Source organism: Roseicella frigidaeris (assembly GCF_003258945.1).
Classification (GTDB): Bacteria; Pseudomonadota; Alphaproteobacteria; order Acetobacterales; family Acetobacteraceae; genus Paracraurococcus; species Paracraurococcus frigidaeris.
Map to the genome: position 1 here is coordinate 32494 of NZ_QLIX01000015.1, position 14690 is coordinate 47183.

General features: G+C 76.7%; 15 protein-coding genes. 10 read left to right on the forward strand and 5 right to left on the reverse strand.

From position 1 onward, the window contains the following. Window positions 1-88: 88 nt before the first annotated feature. Both DOO78_RS17655 and DOO78_RS17660 read right to left on the reverse strand, forming a co-directional pair. The gene (locus DOO78_RS17655) at window positions 89-1531 is read right to left on the reverse strand and encodes an ATP-binding protein (protein WP_111471190.1); all 1443 of its coding nucleotides are present in this window, start codon (window positions 1529-1531) and stop codon (window positions 89-91) included. A gap of 267 nt (window positions 1532-1798) precedes the next feature. After that, window positions 1799-2995 (reverse strand): penicillin-binding protein activator, encoded by a 1197-nt coding sequence (locus tag DOO78_RS17660; protein ID WP_165838958.1) that lies wholly within the window; start codon window positions 2993-2995, stop codon window positions 1799-1801. A gap of 23 nt (window positions 2996-3018) precedes the next feature. Between DOO78_RS17660 and rsmI the strand changes: the two genes are divergently transcribed. Genes rsmI through DOO78_RS17675 form a run of 3 tightly spaced genes read left to right on the forward strand, consistent with a single transcriptional unit; the run spans window position 3019 to window position 5220 of the window. Beyond that, complete coding sequence (gene rsmI / locus DOO78_RS17665; protein WP_111471263.1) at window positions 3019-3948, forward strand: 16S rRNA (cytidine(1402)-2'-O)-methyltransferase; 930 nt, start codon at window positions 3019-3021, stop codon at window positions 3946-3948. Between the two features lie 34 nt (window positions 3949-3982). Further along, window positions 3983-4852 (forward strand): hypothetical protein, encoded by an 870-nt coding sequence (locus tag DOO78_RS27600; protein WP_111471192.1) that lies wholly within the window; start codon window positions 3983-3985, stop codon window positions 4850-4852. Then, on the forward strand, window positions 4849-5220 hold the full coding sequence (locus DOO78_RS17675; RefSeq protein ID WP_111471193.1) for a hypothetical protein: 372 nt from the start codon (window positions 4849-4851) through the stop codon (window positions 5218-5220). The genes DOO78_RS27600 and DOO78_RS17675 overlap by 4 nt, the downstream gene beginning before the upstream one ends. Before the next feature lie 76 nt (window positions 5221-5296). Here the strand turns inward: DOO78_RS17675 and DOO78_RS17680 are convergent, their stop codons facing one another. Then, window positions 5297-5935, reverse strand: coding sequence for a RecX family transcriptional regulator (locus DOO78_RS17680; RefSeq protein WP_111471194.1), 639 nt, complete (start codon window positions 5933-5935; stop codon window positions 5297-5299). A gap of 111 nt (window positions 5936-6046) precedes the next feature. Here DOO78_RS17680 and DOO78_RS17685 point away from each other — a divergent pair, with 111 nt between their 5' ends. The 6 genes from DOO78_RS17685 to DOO78_RS17710 all read left to right on the forward strand — a co-directional run bounded on the left by DOO78_RS17685 (window position 6047) and on the right by DOO78_RS17710 (window position 11687). Beyond that, entirely contained in the window at window positions 6047-6499 is a 453-nt protein-coding gene (locus DOO78_RS17685) for a GlcG/HbpS family heme-binding protein (protein WP_111471264.1), read from the forward strand. Between the two features lie 190 nt (window positions 6500-6689). Then, a complete protein-coding gene (locus tag DOO78_RS17690) occupies window positions 6690-7271 on the forward strand; it encodes a PRC-barrel domain-containing protein (protein WP_111471195.1) in 582 nt (193 codons plus the stop codon). A 150-nt stretch (window positions 7272-7421) separates the two neighbouring features. Further along, window positions 7422-8624 (forward strand): aspartate aminotransferase family protein, encoded by a 1203-nt coding sequence (locus DOO78_RS17695; RefSeq protein WP_111471196.1) that lies wholly within the window; start codon window positions 7422-7424, stop codon window positions 8622-8624. Between the two features lie 17 nt (window positions 8625-8641). Further along, window positions 8642-9577, forward strand: coding sequence for an ornithine carbamoyltransferase (gene argF, locus DOO78_RS17700; protein WP_111471265.1), 936 nt, complete (start codon window positions 8642-8644; stop codon window positions 9575-9577). 214 nt (window positions 9578-9791) lie between these two features. Then, window positions 9792-10769 carry an Hsp33 family molecular chaperone HslO gene (gene hslO / locus DOO78_RS17705; RefSeq protein ID WP_111471197.1) on the forward strand — a complete coding sequence of 326 codons (978 nt, stop codon included), beginning with the start codon at window positions 9792-9794 and terminating at the stop codon, window positions 10767-10769. Between the two features lie 285 nt (window positions 10770-11054). Next, window positions 11055-11687, forward strand: a complete 633-nt coding sequence (locus DOO78_RS17710) for a hypothetical protein (RefSeq protein ID WP_128080081.1) — start codon at window positions 11055-11057, stop codon at window positions 11685-11687. Window positions 11688-11739: 52 nt separating this feature from the next. Here the strand turns inward: DOO78_RS17710 and DOO78_RS17715 are convergent, their stop codons facing one another. Together DOO78_RS17715 and DOO78_RS27605 are read right to left on the reverse strand one after the other, a co-directional pair. Next, entirely contained in the window at window positions 11740-12555 is an 816-nt protein-coding gene (locus DOO78_RS17715; protein WP_111471199.1) for a DUF305 domain-containing protein, read from the reverse strand. 109 nt (window positions 12556-12664) lie between these two features. After that, a complete protein-coding gene (locus DOO78_RS27605; protein ID WP_165838954.1) occupies window positions 12665-13165 on the reverse strand; it encodes a hypothetical protein in 501 nt (166 codons plus the stop codon). 280 nt (window positions 13166-13445) lie between these two features. On the opposite strand from DOO78_RS27605, the gene phaZ reads away from it, so the two are divergent. Then, window positions 13446-14651: a polyhydroxyalkanoate depolymerase gene (phaZ, locus tag DOO78_RS17725; RefSeq protein ID WP_111471201.1), complete on the forward strand. Its 1206-nt coding sequence runs from the start codon at window positions 13446-13448 to the stop codon at window positions 14649-14651. Window positions 14652-14690: the final 39 nt, after the last annotated feature.

Sequence of the window (14690 nt, forward strand, 5' to 3'; positions counted from 1 at the left end):
TCACTCGGCATTCACCCCGGCCCGGCCGAGAATCGCCAAATAAATTGGCTTAAAGTAGAAATATTCAACTAAAAGTATCAATGCCCGGTCAGGCTCCGCCCCGCCCCGCCGGCCCCCGCTCCTGCTGGCCGCCGGGCAGCCAGACCCGGAACAGCGCCCCCATCCCCTCGTCGCTCTCGATCGCCATCTGGCCGCGATGGCGGTTGACCACGTGCTTGACGATGGCGAGGCCGAGCCCGGTGCCGCCGGCGCTGCGCGAGCGGCCCTTGTCCACCCGGTAGAAGCGCTCGGTCAGCCGCGGGATGTGCTCGCGCGGGATGCCCGGCCCGTCATCGGCCACCTCCAGCACCACCCCGGCCCGCCGGCCGCCCCCCTCGCCGGCGCGCACCGTGACGGTGACCTCGCCGCCCTCCCGGCCATGCCGGATGGCGTTCTCCACCAGGTTGCGCGCCACCTGGGCGAGCTGCTCGGGGTCCGCCGGGCTCGCCACCGCCGCCGCGTCGAGCCGCGCCGCGAGCCGGATGCGGCGGCTGCGGAGCAGCGGCTCGAGCGCCTCGAGCTCGGCGCGGAGGATGCCGGCGAGCGGCGCCGTGCCGGTCGGCGGCTGGTGCTCCGTCATCTCGATGCGCGACAGGCCGAGCAGGTCGTCGATCAGCCGCCGCATCCGCTCGGACTGCTCGGCCATGATGCCGAGGAAGCGGGTGCGCGCCGCCGCATCGTCCTCGGCCGGGCCGCGCAGCGTCTCGATGAAGCCGATCAGGCTGGCGAGCGGGGTGCGCAGCTCGTGGCTGGCATTGGCGACGAAATCCGCCCGCATCCGCTCCAGCGCCCGCTCCCGCGTGCGGTCGGAGAGCACGATGACCAGCCGGCCGCCATCGGCGAGCGGCGGCTCCATCGGGATCACCTGCGCCGCGATCTCGCGCGAGACCGGCACCGGCAGCGTCAGGTCGGCGGTCTGCGCCCGGTGCTCCGCCAGCGCCCGGTCGACCGCCTCGGCCATCACCGGGTGGCGGAGCAGGGCGGCGATGTCGCCGTCGCGCGGGCCCGCCGCCGCGCCGGCCGCCGCCAGGCCGAGCGCCGCCTCGCCGAACAGCGCCCGCGCCGCCGCATTGGCGCGCAGCGGCCGCCGCTCGGGCGAGAGCACGAGCAGGGGATCGGGCAGGCATTCGACGATCGCCGCATCCGCCTGGCGCAGCCGCCCGACCAGCAGGTCGCGCTCGGCGAGGCTGCGGGCCAGCCGGTCGACGCCCTCGGCGATCTCCTCCACCGCCGGCAGCAGCGGCGTCGTGACGGGCGGGACGAGGCGGCCATCCTCGGCGGCGGCGCGATCGAGCGCCTCGCCCAGCCGCGCCAGGTTGCCGAGCCAGAGCGCCGCCACCAGCAGCGCCCCCAGGGCGCAGGCGAGCAGCGCCAGCAGGCCCGGGCCGGCCGCCAGCGCGCCGAGCAGCAGCAGGCACAGCAGCACCGCCCCCGGCACCGCGCCGATCAGGCCGGTCGCCCCGAGCAGCCGCAGGAATGGCACTCGCCGCATGCGCTGGGGCCCGCCTCCTTCCCCCGCCGCCTCGCCCTCCCCGGCGCATCCCGCATTCCCGCGGCGCGCTCCGGGGCATCGGCGTTCAGGGCCTCGTCGCCCGGTCGGCCGCGCCCAGCCGATCCGGGCCCGCCCCGGTGGCCCGATGAGTCGCGGACATCACGCTCTGGAGCAGATTCCGCTCACGCGGCATCGCCCGATCGGGTGACAATTCCTTGAAAACAACACGCTGGGGCATTTGCCGCGCAGGGGGGAACGGGACATGCCCTAGCTCGCCGGGCTGCCCGGGATCGGCGCCGGCTCGACCAGCGTCGGCTCGCCGGCCGGATCGACGGCGAAGATGGCCAGGCCGCGCTGCGCCAGCCCGTTCGGCGCCAGCAGGATCGGCCCGTCGGCGCCGAGCATGGGCTGGCCGAGCGGCGGGTTGCCGCCCGGCTCCCGCACCGCCCGCGCCGCCAGCGCCGCGGCGTCGTAGGCGACGCCGGCGAGGCGCGGCGGCTTCTCGCCGAAGGCGGCCTGGTAGCGGCTGTCGAAGCCGGCGCGGGCCTGCGGGTCGGGGCCGGGGAACCAGGCCCCGGCCAGGGCCGGCTCCTGCGCCAGCGAGGCATCCCCGGCCCAGAGCGCGGTGCCGAGGAAGCGGGGCGCCATCGGCAGGGCAGCGACCAGCGCCGCCGCCGCCTGCCGCGCCCGTTCCCCGCCATGGCCGAGCAGCACCGCGTCCAGCCCGTCCGGCTGCGCCTTCTCCGCCAGCTCGCGCGCCGCGGCGGCCACGTCGCCGAGCCGCGCATGCAGCTGCAGCAGCGGCGCCGGCAGGCCGAGCGCGGTCGCCCGGGCGCGCAGCCCGGCGCCGAGCCGGCGCCCGAACTCGTCATCCGCGGCGAGCAGCCCGACGCGGCGGGCGCCGGCCGCCGCCGCCGCCTCCAGCATGCGCTCCGCCTGCTCGCCCGGCGTCAGCCCCATCACCCAGACCCCGCGCCCGGCCTGCGAGGCGTCGCTGGTATAGGCGAGCACCGGGGCGCCGGAGGCGCGGGCGGCGCCGGCCGCGGCGGCGGTCTCGCCGAGCGTCAGCGGCCCGGCGAAGGCCTTAGCGCCCTCGGCGAGGGCGACGCGCGCCGCCTCCCCGGCGCCGGCGGCGGTGCTGCCGGTGTCGCGCGGCAGCAGCTCGATCCCCGGATCGCCCTGATCGAACAGGGCGAGCTGCGAGGCGTTCAGCATGGCCTGGCCGAGGGCGCGGTTGCCGCCCGAGAGCGGCAGCAGCAGGCCGACGCGGTTGCGCGGCGGCTCCACCGGCAGGGCGGCGAGCGGCGCCTGGCCGGGGGCGACGGCCACCGGGCGCGAGGGGGCTTGCGGCGCACAGGCGGCTGCGGGCAAGAGCAGCAGGGCGGCGCCGAGCAGCCGGCGCCAGGTGGCGCGGCGCCCGGCCGGGATCCCGGCGCTGCCGCCGGGCCGGTCCTGGCGGGACACCGGCGCAGGCCGGTGGGCGGAGCATGACGGAACTGGCAAACGCAACTCCTCACCCTGTGACCGACCCCCTGGCGGCGACGCCGGCGGCGCCGGTCCCGCTCGGGTTGACGCTGGTGGCGACGCCCATCGGCAATCTCGGCGACCTCTCTCCCCGCGCCCTCGCCACGCTGCGCGGCGCCGATGCCGTGCTCTGCGAGGATACCAGGGTCACCGGCGCCATGCTGTCGCGGCATGGCGTGGCGGCAACCATGATCCCTCTGCACGAGCACAACGAGGATGACCAGACCCCGCGCGTGCTCGCACGGCTTCGTGGCGGCGAACGCCTCGCGCTGGTCTCGGATGCCGGCACGCCGCTGGTCTCCGACCCCGGCTACCGGCTGGTGCGGGCGGCGATCGCCGAGGGGCTGGCGGTGCATGCCGTTCCCGGGCCGAATGCGGCGGTGATGGCGCTCACCCTCTCCGGCCTGCCGCCGCACCCCTTCCTCTTCCTCGGCTTCCTGCCGCCGCGGGCCGGGCCGCGGGCGGCGGCGATCGCCCGGCAGCGGGCGGCGGAGCGGGCCGGGCTGACGGCGACGCTGATCCTCTACGAGGCGCCGCACCGCCTCGCCGAGACGCTCGCCGCCCTCGCCGCGGGGCTGGGCGGCGAGCGCCCGGCCGCCGTCGCGCGGGAGCTGACCAAGCGCTTCGAGGAGGTGCGGCGCGACAGCCTGGCGGCGCTGGCCGCGCATTACGCCGACGCGCCGCCCCGCGGGGAGGTGGCGCTGGTCATCGGCCCGGCGCCGGAGGAGCGCGGCAGCGAGGCGGAGCTGGAGGAGCGGCTGCGCGCGGCGCTGGCCGGCGGGCTGAGCCTGCGCGACGCCGCGGCGCTGGTCGCCGAGGCGACCGGCCTGCCGCGGCGGCAGGTCTATGCCCGGGCGCTGGCGCTCGGGCGGGGGGATGCCGAGGGATCGTAGCCGGCGGGGCCGCGACGGGACAGGAGGGACGGGAATGGCGAAGGCGGCAGGACGGGCGGCGGGGCCGCGCCAGCCATCGCAGGCCTTGCTGCGGCTGCTGGAGCGGCTGGCGCCGGAGCTCGACGCCTCGGTCAACGACGCCCAGCTCCGCTGCTTCGATGCCATGGAGGCGCCGGACCAGGCGGGCCGGCTCCGCATCGCCGCCGAGGCGCTGCGGCTCAACCCCGCCGCCGCCGATGGCTGGGGCCTGCTGGCCCAGGCCTCGCCGCCGGGCTCGCCGCTCACCCTGCATCTCTGGCGGGTGGCCGCGGCGGCGGGGCTGGTCGCCCTCGGCCCCTTCCCCCTCGCGCCCGGGGAGGCCTGGGGGGTGATGGAATCGCGCCCCTACATGCGGGCGCGCTGCGGCCTGGCGCTGGAGCTGCGGCGGCAGGGCGAGGCGGCGGCGGCGATCGCCGAGGTCGAGGGCATGCTGGCGCTCAACCCGAACGACAACCAGGGCATGCGCTACATCCTGTTGGCCTGGCTGCTGGAGGATGGCGCCGATCCGGCCGCCGCGGCGCTGTTCGAGCGCTACGAGGAGGACGGCTCCGCCTTCTGGGCCTATGGCGCGGCGCTGCTCGCCTATCGCCGGCAGGGCCCGGGCGAGGCGGCGGATGCGGCGCGGGCGGCGGCGGTCGCCAACAACCCGCATGTCGCCGCGGCGCTGCTCGGCCGCAGCACGCCCCGGCCCGGCGCCATTGGCTACACGCCGGGCTCGCCCGAGGAGGCGGCCGAGGTGGTGCCGGATGCCCTGCCCGCCTGGCGCGGCACGGCGGGGGCGCTCGACTGGCTGGCGGCCGGGCTGGGGGCGGCCCCCGCCCCGAAGCGCGGGCGCCGGCCCCGCGCCGCCGGCGAGGAGGCGTGAGCGGGGCGGCCAGCCCGGAGGCCGACGGCGCGGCCGGCCTGGCCCGCGCGGCGCGGGCCCGGCGGCGGGTGCTGTGGATGAACCTGCTCTTCTCCGCCGGGCTGGCCCTCGCCCTGCCCTGGTTCGCCGCCGGGGTGATCGCGCATCGCTGGGGCGCGGCGCGGGGCACCGCCTGGTCGAGCCACCACGCCTATGCGGTGCGGACCTTCTGGTTCGGGGTGATCGGCATGCTGGCGCCGCTGCTGGCGCCGGGGGTGGGGCTCGGCTTCCTCGCCATCGTCTGGCTCTGGTGCGCGGCGCGGCTGACGCGGGCCTGGCTGGCCTGGGAGCGCGGCGAGTGGATCACCGATCCCGGGCGATTTGTGTGATCCGCTCCCCGCCCATCTTGCTCCGAGAACAACAGGCCGGGGCATGGGCCGCGAACGCGGGTGGGCGGACACGGCCCTAGCCCTGGCGCAGCGCAAGCAGCCGCGCCTCGGCCTCGTCGGGGTCCATCGCCAGCGCCGCCTCGGCCACCTCCCGCCCGAAGCCGGCCCGGGCCAGCGCCGCCAGCGCCTTCCGCCGCGCCGCCCGGGCGGCCTGCGGGTCCGCCGGCGCCGGCGCGGCGGCGAAGGGGCCGATGCGCCGCCGCCGGCACTGCGCCAGCGCCGCATCCAGCTCGGCCGCCGCGTCCGGCAGCGCCGCCGCCGCGGCCTCGGCCGCCACGCCCTTGGCGCCGAGATGCGCGGCGATGGCGCGGCGCGAGCGCCCGGCCCGGGCGAGGCGGCGGGCGCGGGCGGCGGCGAAGCCGGCATCGTCCACCGCCCCGGCCGCGACCATCGCCCGCGCGACCTCGGCCGCCGCCGCCCGCGCCGCCGCCGCCTGCGGCGCGATCTCCTCGGCCGGGCGGCCCTCCGCCTCGGCGCGGCGCGCCCAGCGATCGACCCGCCGCTGCAGCACCCGCCGCAGCCCGGCCTCGGTGGCGGCGAAGCGGGCGAGATGCGCGAGCGCCGCCTCGCGCAGCCCGGCCTCGCCCGGGGCCGGGCCGGCGGGGCGGGGCGGCGCGCGGGACGGCCGGCCGCGGCGGTCCGGATCCTCGGTCATGCCGGCATCCTGCCATGCGCGGCGGGCGCGGCCCATGGCCCGGGGGGCTGGCCGATGCCGCGGCGGCGGGGCACAAGGCGCCGGAGACAGGGCAGCCGCAAGGAGATCGCCATGGCCCGCTACCCGACCAACGGCCTCAGCCTCGAGCAGGCCAGCACCATCATCGCCGCCGCCCGCGCCAAGGGGCGGGAGCTGAACCTGCTGCCGCTGACCGTCGTCGTGCTCGATGCCGGCGGCCAGGTGAAGGCGAGCCAGCGCGAGGACGGCGCCTCGCTGCTGCGGCCGGAGATCGCCCTCGGCAAGGCCTATGGGGCGCTGGCGCTCGGCCTCGGCGGGCGCGAGCTGGCGCGGCGGGCGCAGGCGATGCAGGGCTTCATGAACGCCCTCTCCGACATCGCCGGCGGCCGCGCGGTGCCGGTGCCGGGCGGCGTGCTCGTCTGCGACGCCGCGGGGACGATCCTCGGCGCCGTCGGCATCAGCGGCGATGCCTCGGCGCAGGACGAGGTCTGCGCCGTCGCCGGCATCGAGGCGGCCGGGCTGCGGCCCGATACCGGCGACGCCTGACGCCGGGGGCATTGGCCACGGGGCCGTCGATGCGCGCCCCTTCGTCAGCCCTTGGCGCGGGCCGGCCCGGAGGCGCCGGCAAACCCGCCCCGGCGCACGGCGTTGCAGCGGCTTTGCCGGTCCCGGCATCCCCTTTCCGGCCCCGCCGCGGGGCCTGCCGCGGGCCCGACCAGCGACGGAGGCCGCGCCCATGACCACGACCCGACCGCGCCTGGCGATCCTCGCCGCCCTTGCCGGGCTGCTGGCCGCGCCGCCCGTGTTCGCCCAAGGGACAAGCCAGGGGGCCGGCCAGGGAGGGGGAGCCACCGGCGCCGGCGATAGCACCTCGCCCGCCCTGCCGGGCGGTACCACCTCGCCCGCCCTGCCGGGCGAGGCCGCCTCCCCCGCCCTGCCGGGCGGGCCGTCCGCCGCGCCCAACCTCGCCCGTGGCAGCGGCGCCGCCACGCCCGGCAGCGCCTTCACGGTCGACACCGCCGGGCTGCGCGGCGGCCGCCGCGCCAGCAAGGTGGTCGGCTCGGCCGTCTACAACGAGAACAACGAGAGCGTCGGCGAGGTGGACGACCTCATCCTGCCGGCCGCGGGCGGCGGCCCGGTGGCGGTGATCTCGGTCGGCGGCTTCCTCGGCATCGGCGCCAAGCTGGTGGCGGTGCCCTATGAGCGGCTGCAGGTCGCCAGCGGCAGCGGCCGCTGGCTGCTGACGGGCGCGACCAAGGACAGCCTCGGCAGCCTGCCGACCTTCACCTATGACAGCATCGCCGAGAAGAAGGGCTGAACGGCGCCGGCCCGGCGGCGGTCCATCGCATCGTCATCAGAATTCCACCCGGCCCGGTTTGACGCGCCCCCTGCTTTCCGGCCAAATCCCAGGCTTCCCCAGGAAGTGCCGCGCGCCTCGCGGCACGGGGGAAGTCTGGAGACCACGCTGGTGATCCCCGCCCTGATGCCGACCTACAACCGCGCCGACCTCGCCTTCGAGCGGGGCGAGGGCGCCTGGCTGTGGACGGCGGACGGGCGACGATTCCTCGATTTCGGCGCCGGCATCGCCACCGCCTCCGTCGGCCACGGCAACCCGCACCTGGTGCAGGCCATCGCCGAGCAGGCGGCGCGGGTGATGCACACCTCGAACCTCTACCGCATCCCGCAGGCCGAGCGGCTGGCGGCGCGGCTGGTCGAGACCTCCTTCGCCGACAGCGTCTTCTTCTGCAACTCGGGCGCCGAGGCGAACGAGGGCATGATCAAGGCGGTCCGCAAGTACCATGCGGAGAACGGCCATCCCGAGCGCTTCGTGACCGTCTGCTTCGAGGGCGCCTTCCACGGCCGGACGCTCGCCACCCTGGCCGCGACCGGCAACGAGAAGTACCTCGCCGGCTTCGGCCCGCCGGTCGAGGGCTTCCGGCATGTGCCCTTCGGCAACATGAACGCGCTGCGCGACGCGATCGACGGCACGGTGGCCGCGGTCATGCTGGAGCCGATCCAGGGCGAGGGCGGCGTCCGCCCCGCCTCGCTCGACTACCTGCGCCAGGTCCGCGCCGCCTGCGACGAGTTCGGGGTGCTGCTGGCCCTCGACGAGGTGCAGACCGGCATGGGCCGCTCCGGCAAGCTCTGGGCGCATCAATGGGCCGGGATCGAGCCGGACGTGATGTCCTCGGCCAAGGGCATCGGCGGCGGCTTCCCGCTCGGCGCCATCCTGGCCAAGGAGAAGGTGGCGCAATACCTGAAGCCGGGCACGCATGGCAGCACCTATGGCGGCAACCCGCTCGCCTGCGCCGCCGGCAATGCCGTGCTCGACATCCTCCTCGCCCCCGGCTTCCTGGACGGCGTGGACCGGGTGGCGCGGCATCTCTGGCGCGGGCTGCAGGGCCTGGCGCAGCGCCACCCGACGGTGATCGAGGGCATCCAGGGCGCCGGGCTGCTGCTCGGCATCAAGCTGCGGCCCGAGGTCAGCAACGGCGAGGCGCAGAACGCGGCGGTGGCCGAGGGGCTGCTGACCGTCGCGGCGGGGATGAACGTGCTCCGTCTCGCCCCGCCGCTGATCATCACCGAGGCCGAGGCGGAGGAGGCGGTCGCGCTGCTCGACCGCGCCATGCGCCGCATCACGCCCTCCCGCGCCAAGGATGCCGCCAAGTGAGCGCCGCCTTGAAGCCGATGACCGCCGGGGGGGAGCCTCCCCCCCGGCATTTCCTCGAGCTGATGGATTTCGAGCCGGCGGTGCTGCGCCGCATGCTCGATCTCGCCGCCCAGGCCAAGCGCGGCGCCCTGCCCGGCAAGCCGCTCGCCGGCAAGGCGGTGGCGCTGATCTTCGAGAAGCCGAGCACCCGCACCCGGGTCAGCTTCGAGGTCGGCATCCACCAGCTCGGCGGCCATCCGATCGTGCTCTCCTCGAAGGACATGCAGTCCTCGCGCGGCGAGTCGATGAGCGACACGGCCAAGGTGCTGTCCCGCTACGTCGATGCCATCATGATGCGCACGCATGACGTGAACCGCATCCGCGAGCTGGCCCACTACGCGACCGTGCCGGTGATCAACGGCCTCACCGACATCTCGCATCCCTGCCAGCTCATGGCCGATGTGCTCACCTTCGAGGAGCATCGCGGCCCGATCGCCGGCCAGACCATCGCCTGGATCGGCGACGGCAACAACGTCGCGCAGAGCTTCATCCAGGCCGCGGCGCGCTTCGGCTTCACGCTGCGCCTGGCGACCCCGGCGGCGCTGCGGCCGCCGCAGCCGCTGCTCGACTGGGCGCGCGGCGAGGGGGCGCGGATCGAGCTGACCGAGGACCCGGTGGAGGCGGTGCGCGGCGCCCGCTGCGTCGTCACCGACACCTGGGTGAGCATGAGCGACGAGAGCCCGGACAGCGGCGCGCCGAGCCGGCACAACCTGCTCGCCCCCTATCAGGTGACCGAGGCGCTGATGCGCCAGGCGGCGCCGGACGCGATCTTCCAGCACTGCCTGCCGGCGCATCGCGGCGAGGAGGTGGCGGCGGAGGTGATCGACGGGCCGCAGAGCGTGGTCTTCGACGAGGCGGAGAACCGGCTGCACGCGCAGAAGGGCGTGCTGCTCTGGGCCCTCGGCGGCGGCTGAGGCGCCGGCGGGCGCGGCGGCACCGGGCCAAGCGGGATCAAGACGGGCGCGGCTGGTCGTCCACCACGGCCGACCCTATCTATGGGCGAGAGCGGCGGGCTTCCTTTGCCAGGGAGCCACGCCTTGCCTTGATCCCATTCCTCGGGCGGTCTCCGGCCGCCGGGCCCTTCGCGCCCGGCTGGAGGCAGGCCCGCGCAGCCCAGGGTGCCCCGCCTTGCCCGACCCCACCCAGCCCTCCGCCACCCCTGCCTTCCTGCAGCATGACCGCCCGCCGGTGCCCGACATCACCGTGCCGCGCGGCATCCAGCCCTTCCACCTCGAGGCCCAGCCGGTGCGCGGAAGGCTGATCCGCCTCGGCCCGCTCGCCGATGCGCTGCTCACCCGGCACGACAACCACCCCGCCGTCACCCGCCTCGCCGGCCAGAGCCTGGCGCTGGCCGCCGGCCTCGCCGGGGCGCTGAAATTCCGCGGCAGCTTCTCGGTCCAGGCCAAGGGCAACGGCCCGGTGCCGATACTGCTCGCCGACTGCACCGAGGCGGGGGCGCTGCGCGGCTATGCCAAGCCGGTGCCGGAGACGCTCGCCAGCCTGCTCGCCGAGGTGCCCGCCCCGGGGGCCGCCGCCCTGCTCGGCAGCGGCTACCTCGCCTTCACCTGCGACCAGGGCCTCGACATGGACCGCTACCAGGGGATCGTGGCGATCGAAGGCGAGACGCTGGCCGAGATGACGGACCATTATTTCCGCACCTCCGAGCAGCTCCGCACCTTCGTCCGCCTGGCCTGCGACCGGACGCCGGCCGGCTGGCGGGCCAGCGCCTTCATCATGGAGAAGGTGGCCGGCGAGGGCGGCATCGACCCCGGGCTCGATGCCGAGGCGCAGGAGGAATCCTGGCGCACCGCCCTGGCGCTGGCCGGCACCCTGACCGATGCCGAGCTGCTGGACGATGCCCTCGCCTCGCCGCAGCTCCTGCACCGGCTGTTCCATGCCGAGGGGCTGGCGCTCGACCGGCCGCGCAGCCTCTCCTATGGCTGCCGCTGCTCGCGGGCGCGGCTCGCCGGGGTGCTGCAGGGCTTCCCCGAGGACGATCTCGACCACATGGCCGAGGACGGCGCCATCATCATGACCTGCGAGTTCTGCAACCTCGATTTCCGCTTCGACCGGGGCGAGGTGCGGGGCGCCGCCGGGCGGGCCTGATGCCGGGCGCGGGACGGTTCCACCATCCTGCGCCTCATACGAACCGCCGTTGCTGGCGACCCATCGGCGGTCCCCTTGGCGCCGGGCGCACCCCTCCGGCTTGCCCGGTCCTTCGCCGCGTCGCGCCGTTTGCGGCGCGACCCGCGGCGCCCGTTCGGGCGCCCGGCCCTGCGGGCCGCAGGCCGGACCGTCCTGCGCCGGCATGGACGCCGCAGGCGTTTACGCCCCGCCGCGATCGGTTCTACAGGAGGGGCGGTTCGCACAGGCAGACGGATGACCTCCCCGGTGGTTGCTTCCCGCGCATCCCGACCCCACCCGCGCCCCGGCCTGGCGCGGCGGCAGGCCCTGCTGCTGCCGCTCGCCCTCGCCGCCTGTGCCACGCCCGAGCCGGCCGCGGTGCCGCCCGGGCCGATGCGCTTCAACTACCTGACGCCGCTGGCGCTGAACGTCGCCTCGATCGAGGTGGCGGAGGGCAGCCCGCCGCCGCAGCCCGGCGATATCGGCCCGCGCCTGCTGCCCTCTCCGGTGGAGGCGGTGCGCATCATGGGCCAGGACCGGCTGGTCGCCCTCGGCACCACCGGCACGGCGCAGTTCGTGGTCACCCAGGCGGCGATGCTCCGCACCGGCGACGGCCTAGCCTGCCTGGTCGGCTGCCGGCTCGACATCCTCTCGGCGACCGGCGAGCGGCTCGGCTTCGTCGAGGCGCAGTCGCGCCGCGCGGTGAGCGGCGCCGATGCCGGCCGGCCGCGAGCCGAGGACGCCCTGCTGCGCAGCACGATGGACGACCTGAACGTGGAGTTCGAGTTCCAGCTCCGGCGGGCGCTGAAGGACTGGCTGGTGCGGGTGACGCCGGGCGAGGAGGGCACCATCCCCGCCCCCGCGCCGGAGGGCGTCACCATCGAGGAATTGCCGAAATAGGGCATCGCGGGACGGTGCGGGGGCGGCCGGGCCGGCCACCCCGCCCCCTCCCTCAATGCGGGTGGCCGTGCCGGTGGCCGGCCTGCGGGTCCGGCGCCCCGTCCCGCCCCGGCCCCGCCTGGCCGGCGCGCGGGTCGCCGCCACGTTGCATCCCTTCCATGCCATGCACCATGCCGGGCGGCACCGCGACCGCCGCCGCATCGCCTGGATAGGCGGCGACGACGCGGCGCATCAGCGTGATCTCCTGCGTCTGGTCGGTGACGATGTCGGTGTTCAGCAGGGCGAGGAAGCCGTTGCGCGCCGCCGGGTCGCCGAGATAGCCGCGCGCCATCGTCACCGCCGCCTGATGGTGCAGGATCATCGCCTTGGCGAACTGCACGTCCCGCGCCGTGACCGGGCCGGTCGCGGCGGTCAGCGGCCCCGGCATGGGCGAGCGGAGGAAGCGTTGCAGCTGCGCCATCCCCTCGGTGGCGGCGGGCTGCAGGCGCAGCGCGAGAAGGCCGAGATCGAGCCGCAGCGGCGGCCTGTCGAGGTTGCGCGCCACCTCGTCGAGCAGCCCGATCTCGAATTGCTGGTTGCGGATGATCCCGCGCGCCAGGGCCTGCAGCAGGGGGCTGCCGGCGCCGGGATCGGCGAGGTAGTCGCGGCTCATCGAAAGCGCGCCCGCATGGTGCGGGCGCATGCCGGCGACATAGGCGCGGTCGGCCTGCTGGGCGGCCGGATCGGCCGGCACGTACCAGGTGCTCGGCACCGGCGCGGCGGCAGGGTCGTAGCCATCCTCGATGGCGGCGCGGGCCGGGCCGGCGGCGGCCGGGGCGAGGGCGAGCAGCAGCGCGGCGGCGCGCAGGGCGGGCGGCAGGCGGGTCATGGTCCTGATCCTCATCGGGCCGCCGGCGCCGGGAGGACGCTCCGCGACGGGCCGGCGGCACCCCGCTTGGGCGGGGATGCTGGGTGGGTGCGATGCTGGGGGCGCGGGATCAGGCGGCGCGCGGCGGCTTCCAGGCCGGTGGCACGGCCCGGCCGGGCGGCACGGGCAGGGCGGTGACGGGCCGCGCCGCGGACCGGCGCGGCCAGGGCAGGGCGAGGCCCGCCGCCGGCATGGCCGGCAGGCCGGCGCAGCCCGCGGCGAGGCAGCAGGCGGCCGTGGCGCAGCCCTTGGTCCCGGCGCCGCCGGGCGGGGCGGCCGCCGGGTCGGCCTGCGGCGGCGCGGCGGGCCCGGCCGGCGCCAGGGCGTGATCCGGGCAGGGCGGCAGGGCGGCCGGCGCCGTATCGGCCAGCGGCGGTACGGCCGCCTGGGTCACCCCCGGCGCGGCCGTATGCGCCATCCCTGGCGCAGCCGCGCCGGCCTGCACCCCAGGCGCAGCCGCATCCATCATCCCTGGCGCAGTCGCATCCATCATCCCTGGCGCAGTCGCGCCGGCCTGCGGCACCACGCCCCCCGGCAGGAGCAGCAGCGCGAGCGCGAGCAGGACCGTCACGGCCCGCCGCATCCGGCCGCGCCCTCCCCCGCCGCGCATGCGCCGCCCTCCTCCATCCCCAGCGGGCCTCATCGCCCCGGGCAGGATGCGGCTTCCCATCATGGCAAGGTCAAGGCCCGGCGACGCGCTGCAATCGCCCGCCGCGTGGGCTACACTCGGGGCCGGAGCGGATGGCGAGAGGGCGTGACCAGCCGGCCGCCCGAATCGGCACCGGACACGACAGGCCATGGCGGCGCGTTCCACCCGGACCGCATCCGACCACGGCCGCAGGATTCCCACCGTGCTCTATCATCTCTTCGAGGCCCAGGAGGCATGGCTGGCCCGGCTGCGGCCGGCGGCCCGGCAGGCCGCGGGGCTGCTGCGCGGCTCGCCGAGCCGGCCGCCGCTGCGGCATGCCGCGGCGCTGCTGGAACTCGCCGAGAGCCTCGGCACCACCCATCGCAAGCCGGAATTCGGCCTCGACCGGGTCCGCGTCGGGGGCGCCGCGGTGGCGGTGCGGCAGGAGGTGGTCCGCGCCGCGCCCTTCGGCCGGCTGCTCCGCTTCGCCAAGGAGGGCGTGGCGCCGGGCCCGCGGCTGCTGGTCGTCGCGCCGCTCTCCGGGCATTTCGCCACCCGGCTGCGGGACACCGTGGCGGCGCTGCTGCCGGCGCATGACGTGCACGTGACGGACTGGACCGATGCCCGCTGCGTGCCGCTGGCCGCCGGCCCCTTCGGCCTCGACGCGCTGGTGGCGCAGCTCATCGACTGGCTCGGGGCGCTCGGGCCCGGCACGCATCTGCTCGCCGTCTCCCAGCCCGCCGTGGCGGTGCTGGCGGCGACGGCGCTGATGGCCGAGGCGCGGCATCCGGCGCGGCCGCGCAGCCTGACGCTGATCGGCGGCCCCATCGATCCGCGCATCGACCCGACGCCGGAGGCGGCGCTGGCGCGGGCCCTGCCGATCTCCTGGTTCGAGGCGGCCGAGGTCGCCACCGTGCCGGCGCCGCATGCCGGGATGGGCCGGCGGGTGCGGCCCGGCGCGCAGCAGATGGCGGCCTCGGTGCTGGCCGACCTGCCGCTGCACTTGGCGGCACAGCTCGCCCAGTGGCAGAACCTCGCCCTCGGCCAGGCCGGGGCGGCGGCGGCGCATCGCCGGCGCTACGACGAGTTGCTGTCGGTGATGGACGTGCCGGCCGAGCTCTACCTCGACACCATCCGCCGCGTCTTCCAGACCGCCGAGCTGGCCGAGGGCCGGATGCGCTGGGATGGCCGGCCGGTGCGGCCGGAGGCGATCCGCGACACCGCGCTGCTGGTCATCGAGGGCGAGCGGGATGCGAGCTGCCCGCCCGGCCAGGGCAGCGTCGCCCTCGCCCTTTGCCGCGGCCTGCCCGCCACGCTGCGGCATCACCACCTGCAGCCCGGGGCCGGGCACGACACGCTGTTCGAAGGCGCCGCCTGGCGGCGCGAGATCTGCCCGCTGGTCGCGGCGATGATCCGGCGACGCGGCTGAGCCGGCCGGTCAGCCGCCCTCGCCCCGCTCTTCCGGCCT

Excerpts from the sequence above, each read along its gene's own strand:
- rsmI (WP_111471263.1), top strand. The coding sequence starts at position 3,019 with ATGACGGAACTGGCAAACGCAACTCCTCACCCTGTGACCGACCCCCTG.
- DOO78_RS17685 (WP_111471264.1), top strand. The coding sequence starts at position 6,047 with ATGGCCCGCTACCCGACCAACGGCCTCAGCCTCGAGCAGGCCAGCACC.
- DOO78_RS27600 (WP_111471192.1), top strand. The coding sequence starts at position 3,983 with ATGGCGAAGGCGGCAGGACGGGCGGCGGGGCCGCGCCAGCCATCGCAG.
- DOO78_RS17690 (WP_111471195.1), top strand. The coding sequence starts at position 6,690 with ATGACCACGACCCGACCGCGCCTGGCGATCCTCGCCGCCCTTGCCGGG.
- DOO78_RS17655 (WP_111471190.1), bottom strand. The coding sequence starts at position 1,531 with ATGCGGCGAGTGCCATTCCTGCGGCTGCTCGGGGCGACCGGCCTGATC.
- DOO78_RS17715 (WP_111471199.1), bottom strand. The coding sequence starts at position 12,555 with ATGACCCGCCTGCCGCCCGCCCTGCGCGCCGCCGCGCTGCTGCTCGCC.
- argF (WP_111471265.1), top strand. The coding sequence starts at position 8,642 with ATGACCGCCGGGGGGGAGCCTCCCCCCCGGCATTTCCTCGAGCTGATG.
- DOO78_RS17680 (WP_111471194.1), bottom strand. The coding sequence starts at position 5,935 with ATGACCGAGGATCCGGACCGCCGCGGCCGGCCGTCCCGCGCGCCGCCC.